Below are 12,311 nucleotides of genomic sequence, written 5' to 3'. Positions count from 1 at the left end.
CTGAAGCACTCACCGGGGCCCGCCGCATGGCGTTCTACGCCGAGCTCGGCCACGCTCCGATCGACCAGGCCGAGCAGGTCCTTACCCGCTGGTGGTGCGAAGCCGAGATGGACGCCGACCCGGACCAGGACCGCATCATTGCCGCTGCCCGCGCCGGCACCCTGGCCACGGGCACCATGGCCAACGTCATCCGCCTGCGCGGCGAGCGCGGCGGCGAGCTGCCCGGTGAGTGAAGAAGACCTCTGGCCAGTTGAACCCTCCGAAGCCGTCCAGGATGCTCTCTCCGACCCGGCCCCTGCCCGTTGATCTGTTCAGTGCCGTCGTCGCCCTGACCGTCGCCATCGCCGAAGACCCCTGGCTACCCGCCAGCACCGCCCGCGACAGTGCCAGCGACTGGCGCAGGCTCCCCATCCCCCACAGCCGCGGCCTCGTCGAGTACGTCATCGACAGCAACACCGGTGGCCATGGCCTTCAAAATCTCGACCGCGACGACGAAGGCACCGTCCTCGGCCTCGACCCTACGGACAAGGTCAGGTGCCAGTGACGCCCTCATCGCGACGATCGCCCAGAAGCTGTCCAGGCATCACCTCGGGTACTGGCCAGACCCGCTGCCTCACCGTCAGGAGGCATTGGTTTGTGTCTTTCTGCGGGACCAGGCCGCTGGCGACGTGTTCGACGTTCTACGCCGCGCCGCTGCCGGCGAAGGCACGGTGCGTTCCCTCGTTGAGGCTATGAAGGCCGTCAACCGGGCCGCTGCCATCGACGAAGAGAAGCGACTGGCCGCTCTCGATTCGCGTCCCAAACGCCGGAGGACGCTGCCCGGCCCAGACGCCGTGGCGTAGGGCCAGGGGCCAGGTCATGTGGCTGCCCGCCTGACGGGCTCTTGGTCGCGGGTTCAGGCGAGGGCGGTGGCGAGCAGGGTGAACGCGGCGACGATGACGGCGACGCGGCCGTAGTGGAAGCGGTCCCAGCGGTCGCTCTGCTCGCGCCAGTCGGCGGGGCGGTTCTCCGGGGTCCAGGTCTTGCTGCGGTTGTTGATCGGGACGAGCAGCAGGACGGACATCAGGATGCTGAGCACCAGCAGCGCGGCGGCGGTGACGACGAGGCCGGCGCCCGCCTGGTGCCAACCGGCTATTGCCCACACCGCGCTGAGGGCGAGGGATGTGAAGTACCAGAAGGGCATGAGGGCGCCGAGCATGCGGCCGCCGTGGGCGCGGCCGAGCTGGTAGCTGTCGTCGGGCAGTGCGCCGAGGATGCGGTTGACGATGAAGGCGACGGAGAACTCGACCCCCACCATCACGCCGACGACGACGAGGGTGAGGACCTTGAGTGTGTCGAGCATGGTGACCCCTCCAGGGATCTAGCGCCGCTAGGTGATGACGCAACGCTAGACCTACTGCCGCTCGCTTGTCTAGCAGTGCTAGAATTTTGGTCATGTCAGTACAGGAACGCAAGGAACGCGAACGGGCGGCCCGCGAACGCCTCATCGTCGCCACCGCCCGCGAACTCGCCGAACAGCAGGGCTGGGACGCGGTCACCACCCGCCGCCTCGCCGAACGCATCGAGTACAGCCAGCCCGTCCTCTACAGCCACTTCCGCGGCAAACGCGAGATCATCGGCGCCGTCGCCCTCCAAGGCGCCACCGAGATGGCCGCGGCACTGCGCACCGCGACCGCCGCCGCCCCCGGCCCGCGCACCAAGGTCACCGCCCTCGCCCGCGGCTACCTCGACTTCGCCGAACGCAACCCCGCCGTCTACGACGCCATGTTCCAGCTCGACGGCGGCCTCGCCTTCGCCGCCGAGGACACCCCGGAACCGCTGAAGGACGCCTTCGCCGCCCTCCTGGAAACCCTCACCGACGTCGCCGGCGACAACACCCACCCAGGGCTGTTCACCGAGGTGTTCTGGGCCGCCCTCCACGGCATCGCCACCCTCACCCGCGCCGGACGGCTGCCCCCGGCCGAAGCCGAGCGCAGGGTGGAACTGCTGGTGGACCGCCTCCCCCTGATCTGACCCTCCGTTCAGGGGGCGGGCAGCCGGGGGCCCGTGAACCTGGCTGGCCGGCGGGGCCAGACCTCGTCGCCCGTCACCGCCAGCGGTAGGTGAGGTCCGTCATCGGCGGCAGCAACACCGGGGCGTCCGCGTCCGGCCCGTGCAACGTGGCGAGCGCCTGGCCGACGTCCGGGTACAGGTGCAGGCCGGCCGCGCGAACCACATCGGTCCACACCACCTCGGTGCGGTCCTCGGCGTCGATCTCGACGAACGCGAGCTGCTGACGGACGGTCAGCGGGACACGCAGCACGTGGACCAGGTGCAGACGGTGGAAGACGGAGTCGCGGCCGGGCCGGGTGGTGAGCTGGTCCTGGACCCAGCGCAGCCGGGGTGGCTCAGTAGGGTCGGGGACTGGCGCGGTGGCTGATGCTCCGTTCCCAGTCCCCGCCGCTTCAAACCGTGCATGCAGTTCTCCCGCACACGGCTTTCCGACATCGTTCACCGGCTGGCATGCACCGCCGCCCTGCGTACGTTTCCGGTCAGGCGGTAGACCCCGAGCCGAGTGATCCACCCATAGGTGTAGCGAGTCGTCCAGTTGCGGCCCGCGCGGCCATGTTTTCGACTGGCGAAGATCGCCAGCCGCTCGTGGACGTAGCCGTCGACCGCGTTGAACTTTTGCCCGGAGTTCCCGTTGCGGAAATACGCGGCCCAACCCCGTAGGACGGGGTTGAGGTCGGCCACCACGGCGGCCACCGGCCGTTCGGTCCGGGACCGGGAGGTCGCCGCGCGGACCTTGTCCCGCAGCACCCCCAACGCCCGTGCCGAGGGCCAGCGTTGCAGGTAGAACCTGTCCCGCCACTTCCACGACTCCACCTTCCGGTGGTGGAATCCGAGGAAATCGAAACCCTGTCCGCCTCTGGTGAGGCAGACGATGCCGGACTTTTCCGGATGCAACCGCATCCCGAGCTCGCCCAGCAGCTCCGCCGCCAGCTCGCGTGCCTGCTCGGCGCGTTGTCTGGTCGGCGACAGGACCACGAAGTCGTCGCAGTAGCGCACCAACGTCCCCAGCCGCCGGCCTTACATCCGAACCTCCTCTCACCTGCTCGAATGCCCGAGCTGCTGGACGTAGGCTTGACGTCTAACCTCGGTGGGCTTGGTGTTCCTTGACCGTCTTGCCGACGTTGTGGCGCTTGCCCGGTGCTTGTTCTTCGAGCCGGGAGGCCGTCCCGGGCCCGGCCGGGTCGGTTTCGGTGCGGCCGCCGGGTGGGCCAGAGGCTGCCGCAGCACGACCGCCCGTCTGTCCGTTAGCTTCACTCGCATGGAAGAAGTGGATCTTCCGCCGAACCTGGACGGGACGGAGCGCGGCCTCGTCGTGATGATGTGCGGCTTGCCCGGCTCAGGCAAGAGCACCTATGCGCGGGCCCTTGAAGGCCGCGGCTACACCCGACTGTCGATTGACGAGGTGGTGTGGTCGAGGTCGGCCGCGACGCGGCCGACCTCGACCCGGCGGAGTACGAGCAACTCAAGTCCGCCATCGAGCAGGAGTTGTGGGGTGAGCTGATCCGCTTGATGGACGCGAAGCTGCCTGTCGTCATCGACTACAGCTTCTGGAGCCGGGCGGCCCGAGACCGATACAAGGCCGTGATCGAGAGCCGCGGATGCCGATGGAGCTGATCCGCCTCAAGACCGATCCTGAAACCCTGCGACGCCGACTGACCGACCGCAACCAGCCGAACGACGCGAACAGCGTCACCGTCTCCGATGAACTCCTGGAACGCTACTTCGCCAACTTCGAGGAACCCATCGGTGAGGGCGAGCGCGTCATCGTCCAGGAATATTTCCCCAGGTCGTTAGTGCTGGAGCGTGGGAGTCCTTCGGGGGTTGACGTGGGGCTTCATTCTGTGGCGTTCCGATGTTGCCGGGTGCACATCGAATATCGGACGCAGTGGCTGGGGTGGCCTACGTGTCGATATCCATGTTCTGGGTGCCGAGGACGGAGAGGAGTTGCAGGGCCTGGTCGGAGGGGGAACCGGGTTCGGCGGTGAAGATGACCACGTGCTGGTCCTGCTCGGGGACGACGAGGACATCGCAGTTCAGCGTGATCGGTCCGACCACCGGGTGGTGGATCGTCTTGTGGAGGTGGCGGGCGGTCCGTACCTGGTGTGAGGTCCACAGGCGGGCGAACTCGTCACTGCCATTGGCCAGTTCGTCAACGAGGGCGCGGATCCCTGGGTCGTTGGGGTAGCGAGCCGCTGTGGCGCGCAGGTGGCCAGCGGCGAACAGGCCGAACACTTCCTCGCCGGACAGGCCGTAATGCCGTTGTGCCGGGTCGGGGTGCAGGAAGTGGCGCCGGATGAGGTTGCGCTCGTGTGGTGCCAGTGCGGAGAAGTCCTCTAGGAGCGCGGCGGCCAGTGCGTTCCAGGCGATCACTTCGTACGTAGCGTCGAGCACAATGGCAGCGGCCTGTGGCATGCGGTCGATGAGGTCCAGGATGCTCTGCCGCACCTCGCGGGACGGCCCGGGCGGCGGGCCGGGGGGCTCACCCGCTAGGTGGTAGAGGTGGTCGCGTTCCGCGTCGGAAAGGCGCAACGCACGCACGATGCCCGCCAGCACGCGCCTTGAGGGATGGGGGCCGCGGGCCTGTTCCAGGCGGGTGTAGTACTCCGTTGAGATGTGGGCGAGCTGGGCGACCTCCTCCCTGCGCAGACCGGGCGTGCGCCGTCGTGGTCCGGTCGGCAGTCCCACATGCGAGGGCTGCAGCCGTTCGCGCCTGCTGCGCAGGAAGTCCGCCAATTCAGGTTTGTCCACACGCCCAGTGTCCCGTCGTCCACGCGGGCCATCCAGGTACCGGCCGTGCCTGGCTGGCGCGGCAAAACGGCCGCAGACTGCGGGCATGAGCAATGCAACGACACCGAACAACGGTCCGGACCGCGCTCCTGGCGGGCTCCTGGTGGACAAGGTCGCACTGATCACCGGCGCCGGCCGAGGCATCGGTGCCGCCGCGGCACGGCTGTTCGCCCGGGAAGGCGCCATAGTCCTACTTACCTCGCGAAGCGAATCCGAACTGAGCAGCGTGGCCGAGGAAATCTGCGGGGCTGGCGGCACCGCCAGCTACGTGGTGACCGACCTGGCCGCCGCCGCGAGTGTCCAGAACGCGGTCGACGCAGTGGTGGAGCGCCATGGACGGCTGGACGTCGCCTTCAACAACGCCGGCATCACCATCCCCCACGCGTCCCTCGCCGAGGTGCCCGAAGGCGACTTTGACGTCGTCACCTCGATCAACTACAAAGGCGTCTGGCTGGCGATGGCGGCTGAGGTCCGGGCGATCCTCCAGACGTCCGGAACTGGCGCGATCGTCAACAACAGCAGTGTCGGCAGCCTGGTGGGCAACCCGGGACTGGGGCCCTACTCCGCCGCCAAACGGGCGGTCAACAGCCTTACCCAGACCGCAGCCGCCGAGTACGGGCCGGAAGGCATCCGCATCAACGCCATCGCTCCCGGCACGACCATGACCGCCATGATGCGGCAGTGGGCCAGCGGGCAGCCCACCATCGTCGATCAGCTCAACGCCCGCACCCCCCTGCGACGCGCCGCCGACCCCGACGAAGTCGCCGAAGCGGCCGCCTGGCTGTTGAGCGACCGCGCCTCGTACATCACCGGAGCAGTCCTGCCCGTCGACGGAGGCATCACGGTGTGAGACGCACTTGCGGGCCCTCCCCGAGTACGCCGCCCCGCACCGCCTTCTACGGAACCCGCCCCTATGCCCACCTCCGCCAAGAGTCGAAGACCGCCTGCAGTCCCTCCACGCCACCGGAGACATCCCCGACCCGAGGGATGCCCAGATCGAGCGGCTCAAAGCGGAGATCACCAAGCTCATGGCCGGGCTCGCCCGATCGGACATCGCCGTGGACGAGCTCACCGACTTCCGCACCCAGGCCCTTGCCCGGCTCGCCGCCCAGCACGAGGAGATCTTCCACCTGCGCGGGGCTGCTGCCATGGCGAACCGTGTGACCCGGATCCCCGCAGCCCGAGGAAACACGATCGGATCGTGCAGCTGACGTGGCTGCCCCGTCCTCGTCCCACGCTGTTCCGGGATCACAGTCCCCACAATCCCTTGCCCAGCGTGGTGATTCCGCCGGCCAGTGCAAGCGCCAGCACTATCAGAGCGTTGTGGTGAACCGAGCGGCGTTCGAGGGCTGCGACCGGAACGGGTGAGCGTTCGCACACAGGTGCCCGTGGGTGTTCGGGCATGAAGCAGCGGGCCACTCGGTAGAGAGCAGGTTGTCGAGACCAATCTCTGCCGGGAGGCCCGTTGCCGGTCCAGTTCACCACCCGCGGTGTCGGCGGGTCCACTTCCGTCACTCCGGGGTGTGACTGCTACGCGCACGTGTTCGGGGCGATCCCCGCCGGGTGTCGCGAGCCGCGCTACGACAGCGACATGAGCGATGCGGAGTGGGCGGTGCTCCGTGCGGCCATGCCGGTGCCCGCCTGGCTGGAGGGCAGGGGCGGCCGGCCCGAGGCGCACTGCCACCGCGCCATGGTCGACGCGGTGCGGTACCTGGTCGACAACGGTGAAAAGTGGCGCAACCTGCCCGCGGACTACCCGTGTTGGCGCGCGGTCTACGACTTCTTCCGCCGCTGGCGCTGCCACGGCTACATCCGCGAGCTCTGCCAGCGCCTGCGCCGCCGACTGCGCGAGAGGCAAGGACGCGCGACGGAACCGAGCGCGGGCGTCATCGACTCCCAGTCGGTCGACGGCTCGGAGACCTGCCCGGCCGCCTCACGCGGCTACGACGGCGGCAAGTCGCGCGACGGGCGCAAGCGCCACATCCTGACCGATACCGAAGGGCTGCTGCTGGAGGTCGCCGTCACGCCCGCGAACATCCACGACTCCAAGGCCGCCCCCAGCCTGCTTGCCGCGTTCATGGACGAACCCGGCCGCCTGCTCGAACTCGTGTGGCTGGACTCCGCCTACCAGGGCCGGGAGCTGGCCGACGCCTTCGCCGCGCACGGAGTGAGGGCCGAGGTGGTCAAACGCACCGACGGCGGCAAGGAGTTCAAGGTCCTCGCGCGCCGCTGGGTGGTGGAGCGCACCCTGGGCTGGCTGTCGCGCTCGCGGCGCCTGAACCGCGACCACGAGCGCCGCAGCGACCACCACGTGCAGATGGTGTGGTGGGCCTCCTCGATCACCCTCACCCGAAAGACCGCCCGCGAGCGGCTCCACTGGCCCGAGTTCCGCCCGCACCGGCTTCCCGCGCCGGGCCCGGAGCGGGGACGAACAGCCCGCCCGGCACCCTCGTCAGCCAGCCCCTCGCCTCCAGCGCATAGGCGCGGTGACGCGTCTTCTCCACCTCGTTCAACCGGTCCGCGTCCCGTCCGAGCACGGTCGTGAGCGTCCGGGCCGCGACCGGGGCACCCGCTGCGGCGACCGCGTCGAACGCCTGCCGATAGACGCCTTCGAGCGCGCCCGGGCCCAGGCCCCGCTGCCACTGCGGCGGCCGCGGATCGAAACCCTCCCGCCCGGCCGAAGGTGCTGCGGGCACCGTCGGCTCCACCGGCCCGCCCTCCGCCGGCGCAGGCGCGGACGGTGCCGGGGCCTGCCCGAGGATGTCCCGCCCGGACGGCCCCATGGCCGCCTCGGCCTCCTCGGCCAGTGCGCGCAGGACCTCCTGTCTGCCGATCCGCGCGCAATCCACGCGCTCCTGATGCACCGTCACCTGCTCCTGAGCCTCGCGCAGCCGCTCAGAAGCCGTTGTCGTACCGATCATGGTGGACATCGGTTCGGTTGGGGTGACTCGGTCGGGTGATCTCCAACCGGTGCATGCATGAAGGCAGGGCCTCCTGTCCAGCTCGGGATTGTCGAAGTCCAAACGAGCAGGCCAGGAGGCCCTGTGTTGCAGTCTTGCGTTCCCATGCCCATGTCGTCCAACTCCGCTACCCGGTCGTGTGATTGCCTCGCTCACCGGTTCGGGAACGCGGGCGACCGTGCGGACCGTGTGCGCCGCTACGACTCGGACATGACGGACGCCGAATGGGCCGTCGTGCGGGACGCGATGCCGGTCCCGGCGTGGTTGGAGGGGCGGGGCGGGCAGCCGGAGGGTTACTGCCATCGGCAGCTGCTGGACGCGGTGCGCTACCTGGTCGACAACGGCATCAAGTGGCGGGCGATGCCGGCGGACTTCCCCGCGTGGGACCGGGTCTACGCCTTTGCGCGGCGTTGGCGAGCGCGGGGCCTGCTGGCCGAGTTCCACGACCGGTTGCGCGGTCTGGTCCGCGAGGACGCCGGCCGCGACCCGGAGCCGACCGCCGCGGTGGTCGACGCGCAGTCCCTGCGCGCGGCGGCCTCGGTGCCGGCGTCCTCACGCGGATACGACGGCGCGAAGAAGGTCCCCGGTCGCAAGCGCCACGTCGTGGTCGACTGCCTCGGCCTGCTGCTGGCTGTGTTGGTCACCGCCGCGAACGTCACGGACCGGGACGCCGCGATGCCGCTGCTGCAGCAGCTCCGGGCCCGCTACCGGAAGATCGTCCTGGTGTGGGCCGACGGCGGTTACGCAGGCCGCTTGGTCACCTGGGCGAAGCAGGCACTGCGGCTCACCCTGAAGATCGTCAAGCGGAGCGACGACGCGTCCGGCTTCGTGGTGCTGCCCAGGCGCTGGGTGGTGGAGCGCACGCTGAGCTGGCTGATGCGCTCGCGCCGGCTGGTGCGCGACTACGAGACGCTGCCCGCCGTCCACGAGCAGATGGTGCTGTGGTCGATGACGATGCTCATGACCCGCAGGCTGGCCCGGCGGCGAGCGTGAACCTGCCCGGGGACGGCTCGACGGTCCAGCCTCGGTCCGCCAGCCGCTTCATCTTCGACCGCACGCCCTCCACACTGGCCGGGACCGCCGCCAGCCCCAAGGCGGCGGCGATCTCCTGGCACGTCATCACGTCTTGCCCGTCCGCGCGGCGTTCGGCCAGCAGGGACAGGATCTGCTGGTAGTCCGCGGCCAGCGCGTCCGTCGACAGCGCGGGCCGCCACACCGGCACGATCGAACCCGCGCGAGCCGCTCGCGGCGTCGGCACCTCGGCGGGCGCGTCCGGGACGGTCACCGGCTCCGGCGCCAAGGGCTCCCTGGCCGGTTCCGGACCGGCCGCCGGGCCGGCTTCCCGGGGCTGCGGCGCGGACAGGACCTCACCGACCCGCTGACGCGCGATCAGCCACTCCTGCCAGTCCCTCTCCGCCTCCGCGAGCGCGGCCAGGACCCGGTCTGCCTCCTCCCGGAGCCCCTCCACCCGCTCACGCGCGGCCAGCTCCCGCTCTTCCAGCAGACCCACGACCGACGCCATCCGGCACCTCCACCGACGAGACAACCCGACCACCCCAGCCTGCCTCGCCAACACCGGCATCGTGCCTGAGCTGCGGAAACACACCGATCAAGTTCGGTACGACAACGGCTTCTGAAGCCACCGCTGGAGGCACTTGCGGCGCGGTTGCGTCTGACGCTCGAACGGGGATGGGAAGACCTCGGCCCCGTCGACGTTGCCATGTTCCGCATCGAGCGGGTCGATTTTGCCCTGAGCAGGCTTGAAGGAGCGGCTGTCCCCGATACGTTCGTCTGGGTGCGCCGCTCGGCCGATGACGTGGAAGGGGCGCTGGACATCCTTCTCAGCGCCCTGGGTCTCGACCGCGAGGCGCTGGCGTTCCGTGGCACCGTGGAGACGGGTTTCGAGGTGTTCGACGGCTCCAGCAAGTGAGCGAACCTGACGAGGTGGCCGTTCATGCCGCTTCGGTCAGCGGTCTTCCTCCCCAGCGGATGCTCTTCTCCGCGCGGACGCGCGCCCGTTCCCTGCGTTGGGCGGCCAGGACGTCGGGGTGGCGGGCGTTGGCGTTGCGCCACCGCAGGTAGGTGTGCAGCTCGCGGGTCTGGACCGCGTGGTTCGGGTGGTTCGAGTTCGCCGGGTCATCCGCTGGCGCCAGGCCCGCAGCGCGCTGCTCGAGGCTGTCGCCCGGCATCACCCGGCGTGCTGCCCGCCGCAGTGCAGCGCGGGCGGCCGGGGTGACCGGCTCCGGTACCGGGCCGGGAGAATGACGACGGTGACCAACCAGCTCCGGGGCATCAGCGCCCTGATCCCCACCGCCCGCACCGACGCCTCGCCCGGCGCCCGGGCCGCCTCCCCGCTGCTGCACCTGCGCACCGACGCCGTGCCGGTGCCGGTGCTGGCCGCCGCGCTCGAGTTGATCGCCCCCGCCCTGGAGGACTCCGACCCGGTCACCCGGGAGGCCGCGGCAGCCGTCCACGCCCGCCTGGCCGAGGCGCTCGACCAAGCCGCCACCGGCCACCAGCTCAGCTGGGCGTGACCTGGACCGCCGCAGCCCGTTGACCTGTCATGACCGACACCTTCACCCTGGTCGACGACACCGATAGCGAGAACGGGGACACCCACGCGCTGACCGGCGCCGAGCAGGCCGCGCTGGAACAGGCCGCCGCCACCGGAGAGCGGACCGCCGACTGGATCCGCGACCTCGCCGCCCGCTGGCCCGACGCCGAACGGGAGCTGGCCGACCTGGCCGACACCCTCGCCGACGTCATGGCCAGGATCGACCCGGCCGGAGAAGGCGAGATCGACGCCGAGGCCCACTACGACCTGACCGCCCGCCTGCGGCACACCGTCACCCTGCCCGCCGCCCGCGAGCACCTCACCGCCGCCGAGCGCGTCGCCCTGGTCGCCGCCGACAGCCCGATCATCGTCCTCGGGGACTTCGACCTCGCGCTGCCCTGCCTGTGCGAGGCGATCGACGACGCCCTCAACCTCGCCCGAACCTCAGCCTGACCCGTGCGGTACTCGACCGGGCCGACCGAGCACCGCACGGGGCGACCGCCTGCTTCGGATCGGCCGGGGCTGTCAGCGATCACGAATTCCCCAGCTGGGGTGGTTTCGGCGTCCCGTAATTCCCCATGGGGACGGTGATCGCAAGGGGTGGGGTGGCTCGCTCCGACAGCGCGGCTGAGGCCAGGGATGGTTGCCGGTGATGGGTGTGATTTCCCTGGTTTGGGTGGTTTGAGCACTAGGTTGTGTTTCATCGCGACTTCTTCTAATTCTCCATGGGCATGGCGGAGTTCGGGTTGAGGGTGGTGGTCATCGCGGAGTGGCGCGTGTCCCTCGATCTACGGACCGAGAGGTCGGCGGGCACGCCGGATGACAAAGAGAACGTTCACCGTGGTCGACATCATCGAGATCTACGTCCACTGGTACGCGGGCCGCTCAAAGAGCCGGCTTGGCGCCTCGCTGGGGGTGGACCGCAAGACCGTCAGGAAGTACCTGGCGGCCGGCGGAGGCGGCCGGGATCACCCCGGGCGGGCCGCCGATGAGCGAGGCCGACTGGGCCAAGCTGATCAAGAGCTGGTTTCCGGAACTCGCCGACCGGCGGCTGAACGCGGCCGACTTCGCAGCGATGTCCGCCGCCCAGGCGGCCAGCTCCACCGCCTGCTCCGCCAATCGCCCATCTTGGTGCGACCGGGCGGACCGGGATCATCGACGCGACCGAGATTCGGGTGCGCCGCCCGGCTGCCCACCGGGCCGGGCGGAGCCGGTTCGTGTCGGGCAAGAGCCGGATGAACGATGAAGGCCCTGGTGCTCACCGACGACCGTGGCCTGGTGCTGCTCTGCGGTGAGGCGTGGGCGGGTTCCGTCGCCGACATCACGCAGGCGCGCGGCGCCGGCCTGGTGGACCTGCTCGCCGACACGGTCCACTTGGAGATCCTCGTCGACGTCGGCTATCAGGGCCTGGGAGCCCAGACCTGCGGTCAGGTCGTCACCCCGCCCCGCAAACGCCCCGGCAAGTGCCTCGAGCAGGTCCAGCGGCTGATGGCTCATCACGAGCTGGCCCGCTTCGAGCACTCCTCGCGTCGGATGCCCGTTGAGCACGGCATCGCCCACCTCAAGAACTGGCGAACCCTCGCCCGCCACCACGGACGACGCGACCCTCCCCGACACCATCCCTGACGTCGCCGGACTCTTTCCGACCAACAATCAACTAGACGCCCAGTTGATTGCTCTCCCGGTCGGACGACGGACCATGTGACCGGTGAGCCGACACCGTGAAAGGGATGGCTCATCGCTAACCATGCACGAGGTCGTAGGACGACCCGCCGCCCCACCAGGAGTGCTGGGACGCTGTGCTGTGCTGGGCTCCGGATCATGGGTGACCAGCTGGCCTGGTCGACTACGGCGGCGAGCAGTAGCCGCAGGCCTTTCGCGCCGCACTTTGCGGTCCAGGAGCCGATCGCGAGCACGGTGACCACCGCGTGCTCCTGGTCGTGATCGTCGTCGGCCCG

18 protein-coding genes and 2 pseudogenes are annotated in these 12,311 nt (G+C 69.8%); 14 read left to right on the top strand and 6 right to left on the bottom strand.

The genetic code is table 11. The features are described 5' to 3' along the window. Positions 1–26 precede the first annotated feature (26 nt). Both ACKUU6_RS31620 and ACKUU6_RS31615 read left to right on the top strand, forming a co-directional pair. Positions 27–233: a hypothetical protein gene (locus tag ACKUU6_RS31620; RefSeq protein WP_407991983.1), complete on the top strand. Its 207-nt coding sequence runs from the start codon at positions 27–29 to the stop codon at positions 231–233. Next, positions 230–544 carry a hypothetical protein gene (locus tag ACKUU6_RS31615; RefSeq protein ID WP_407991982.1) on the top strand — a complete coding sequence of 105 codons (315 nt, stop codon included), beginning with the start codon at positions 230–232 and terminating at the stop codon, positions 542–544. Before ACKUU6_RS31620 ends, ACKUU6_RS31615 begins: the two co-directional genes overlap by 4 nt. Positions 545–895: 351 nt before the next feature. Here ACKUU6_RS31615 and ACKUU6_RS31610 read toward each other — a convergent pair whose 3' ends face one another. Beyond that, a complete protein-coding gene (locus ACKUU6_RS31610) occupies positions 896–1,342 on the bottom strand; it encodes an anthrone oxygenase family protein (protein WP_407991981.1) in 447 nt (148 codons plus the stop codon). A gap of 92 nt (positions 1,343–1,434) precedes the next feature. Between ACKUU6_RS31610 and ACKUU6_RS31605 the strand changes: the two genes are divergently transcribed. Further along, a complete protein-coding gene (locus ACKUU6_RS31605; RefSeq protein WP_407991980.1) occupies positions 1,435–2,013 on the top strand; it encodes a TetR/AcrR family transcriptional regulator in 579 nt (192 codons plus the stop codon). A gap of 73 nt (positions 2,014–2,086) precedes the next feature. Here ACKUU6_RS31605 and ACKUU6_RS31600 read toward each other — a convergent pair whose 3' ends face one another. Both ACKUU6_RS31600 and ACKUU6_RS31595 read right to left on the bottom strand, forming a co-directional pair. Next, positions 2,087–2,302: a hypothetical protein gene (locus ACKUU6_RS31600; protein ID WP_407991979.1), complete on the bottom strand. Its 216-nt coding sequence runs from the start codon at positions 2,300–2,302 to the stop codon at positions 2,087–2,089. A 188-nt stretch (positions 2,303–2,490) separates the two neighbouring features. Next, positions 2,491–3,048, bottom strand: coding sequence for a group II intron maturase-specific domain-containing protein (locus tag ACKUU6_RS31595; RefSeq protein ID WP_407991978.1), 558 nt, complete (start codon positions 3,046–3,048; stop codon positions 2,491–2,493). Positions 3,049–3,310: 262 nt separating this feature from the next. Here ACKUU6_RS31595 and ACKUU6_RS31590 point away from each other — a divergent pair, with 262 nt between their 5' ends. Further along, positions 3,311–3,553, top strand: coding sequence for an AAA family ATPase (locus ACKUU6_RS31590; RefSeq protein WP_407991977.1), 243 nt, complete (start codon positions 3,311–3,313; stop codon positions 3,551–3,553). After that, the gene (locus tag ACKUU6_RS31585) at positions 3,460–3,666 is read left to right on the top strand and encodes a hypothetical protein (protein ID WP_407992309.1); all 207 of its coding nucleotides are present in this window, start codon (positions 3,460–3,462) and stop codon (positions 3,664–3,666) included. Before ACKUU6_RS31590 ends, ACKUU6_RS31585 begins: the two co-directional genes overlap by 94 nt. A gap of 285 nt (positions 3,667–3,951) precedes the next feature. On the opposite strand, the gene ACKUU6_RS31580 is transcribed toward ACKUU6_RS31585, so the two are convergent. Continuing rightward, positions 3,952–4,800, bottom strand: coding sequence for a helix-turn-helix transcriptional regulator (locus ACKUU6_RS31580; protein ID WP_407991976.1), 849 nt, complete (start codon positions 4,798–4,800; stop codon positions 3,952–3,954). An 85-nt stretch (positions 4,801–4,885) separates the two neighbouring features. Here ACKUU6_RS31580 and ACKUU6_RS31575 point away from each other — a divergent pair, with 85 nt between their 5' ends. The 4 genes from ACKUU6_RS31575 to ACKUU6_RS31560 all read left to right on the top strand — a co-directional run bounded on the left by ACKUU6_RS31575 (position 4,886) and on the right by ACKUU6_RS31560 (position 8,792). Then, on the top strand, positions 4,886–5,689 hold the full coding sequence (locus tag ACKUU6_RS31575; RefSeq protein WP_407991975.1) for an SDR family NAD(P)-dependent oxidoreductase: 804 nt from the start codon (positions 4,886–4,888) through the stop codon (positions 5,687–5,689). Positions 5,690–5,867: 178 nt separating this feature from the next. Then, complete coding sequence (locus tag ACKUU6_RS31570) at positions 5,868–6,050, top strand: hypothetical protein (protein WP_407991974.1); 183 nt, start codon at positions 5,868–5,870, stop codon at positions 6,048–6,050. Between the two features lie 380 nt (positions 6,051–6,430). Beyond that, positions 6,431–7,384 carry an IS5 family transposase gene (locus ACKUU6_RS31565; RefSeq protein ID WP_407991973.1) on the top strand — a complete coding sequence of 318 codons (954 nt, stop codon included), beginning with the start codon at positions 6,431–6,433 and terminating at the stop codon, positions 7,382–7,384. 625 nt (positions 7,385–8,009) lie between these two features. Next, complete coding sequence (locus ACKUU6_RS31560; protein ID WP_407991972.1) at positions 8,010–8,792, top strand: IS5 family transposase; 783 nt, start codon at positions 8,010–8,012, stop codon at positions 8,790–8,792. Here the strand turns inward: ACKUU6_RS31560 and ACKUU6_RS31555 are convergent. Continuing rightward, positions 8,758–9,321, bottom strand: coding sequence for a hypothetical protein (locus ACKUU6_RS31555; RefSeq protein ID WP_407991971.1), 564 nt, complete (start codon positions 9,319–9,321; stop codon positions 8,758–8,760). The two genes, ACKUU6_RS31560 and ACKUU6_RS31555, sit on opposite strands and share 35 nt — an antisense overlap. Before the next feature lie 144 nt (positions 9,322–9,465). On the opposite strand from ACKUU6_RS31555, the gene ACKUU6_RS31550 reads away from it, so the two are divergent. Beyond that, positions 9,466–9,729, top strand: a complete 264-nt coding sequence (locus ACKUU6_RS31550; RefSeq protein ID WP_407991970.1) for a hypothetical protein — start codon at positions 9,466–9,468, stop codon at positions 9,727–9,729. Positions 9,730–9,751: 22 nt separating this feature from the next. Here ACKUU6_RS31550 and ACKUU6_RS31545 read toward each other — a convergent pair. Beyond that, positions 9,752–9,931 (bottom strand): annotated as a pseudogene (locus ACKUU6_RS31545) (IS630 family transposase); the annotation flags it as partial. Between the two features lie 138 nt (positions 9,932–10,069). On the opposite strand from ACKUU6_RS31545, the gene ACKUU6_RS31540 reads away from it, so the two are divergent. The 4 genes and pseudogenes from ACKUU6_RS31540 to ACKUU6_RS31525 all read left to right on the top strand — a co-directional run bounded on the left by ACKUU6_RS31540 (position 10,070) and on the right by ACKUU6_RS31525 (position 11,979). Beyond that, entirely contained in the window at positions 10,070–10,333 is a 264-nt protein-coding gene (locus tag ACKUU6_RS31540) for a hypothetical protein (protein WP_407991969.1), read from the top strand. A gap of 29 nt (positions 10,334–10,362) precedes the next feature. After that, on the top strand, positions 10,363–10,806 hold the full coding sequence (locus tag ACKUU6_RS31535) for a hypothetical protein (RefSeq protein WP_407991968.1): 444 nt from the start codon (positions 10,363–10,365) through the stop codon (positions 10,804–10,806). A 366-nt stretch (positions 10,807–11,172) separates the two neighbouring features. After that, positions 11,173–11,416 (top strand): annotated as a pseudogene (locus ACKUU6_RS31530) (hypothetical protein); the annotation flags it as partial. Between the two features lie 179 nt (positions 11,417–11,595). After that, positions 11,596–11,979, top strand: coding sequence for a transposase family protein (locus ACKUU6_RS31525; RefSeq protein WP_407991967.1), 384 nt, complete (start codon positions 11,596–11,598; stop codon positions 11,977–11,979). Positions 11,980–12,311 lie beyond the last annotated feature (332 nt).

Source organism: Kitasatospora sp. CMC57 (genome assembly GCF_045866025.2).
Classification (GTDB): domain Bacteria; phylum Actinomycetota; class Actinomycetes; order Streptomycetales; family Streptomycetaceae; genus Kitasatospora.
The sequence above is the reverse complement of the archived record's forward strand: the minus strand, read 5'-3'. Positions and strand labels throughout refer to the sequence as shown.

Coding starts and splice junctions, on each gene's coding strand:
- ACKUU6_RS31620 (WP_407991983.1), top strand. CDS start 27: ATGGCGTTCTACGCCGAGCTCGGCCACGCTCCGATCGACCAGGCCGAG.
- ACKUU6_RS31610 (WP_407991981.1), bottom strand. CDS start 1,342: ATGCTCGACACACTCAAGGTCCTCACCCTCGTCGTCGTCGGCGTGATG.
- ACKUU6_RS31605 (WP_407991980.1), top strand. CDS start 1,435: ATGTCAGTACAGGAACGCAAGGAACGCGAACGGGCGGCCCGCGAACGC.
- ACKUU6_RS31590 (WP_407991977.1), top strand. CDS start 3,311: ATGGAAGAAGTGGATCTTCCGCCGAACCTGGACGGGACGGAGCGCGGC.
- ACKUU6_RS31575 (WP_407991975.1), top strand. CDS start 4,886: ATGAGCAATGCAACGACACCGAACAACGGTCCGGACCGCGCTCCTGGC.
- ACKUU6_RS31570 (WP_407991974.1), top strand. CDS start 5,868: ATGGCCGGGCTCGCCCGATCGGACATCGCCGTGGACGAGCTCACCGAC.
- ACKUU6_RS31565 (WP_407991973.1), top strand. CDS start 6,431: ATGAGCGATGCGGAGTGGGCGGTGCTCCGTGCGGCCATGCCGGTGCCC.
- ACKUU6_RS31560 (WP_407991972.1), top strand. CDS start 8,010: ATGACGGACGCCGAATGGGCCGTCGTGCGGGACGCGATGCCGGTCCCG.
- ACKUU6_RS31555 (WP_407991971.1), bottom strand. CDS start 9,321: ATGGCGTCGGTCGTGGGTCTGCTGGAAGAGCGGGAGCTGGCCGCGCGT.
- ACKUU6_RS31535 (WP_407991968.1), top strand. CDS start 10,363: ATGACCGACACCTTCACCCTGGTCGACGACACCGATAGCGAGAACGGG.
- ACKUU6_RS31525 (WP_407991967.1), top strand. CDS start 11,596: ATGAAGGCCCTGGTGCTCACCGACGACCGTGGCCTGGTGCTGCTCTGC.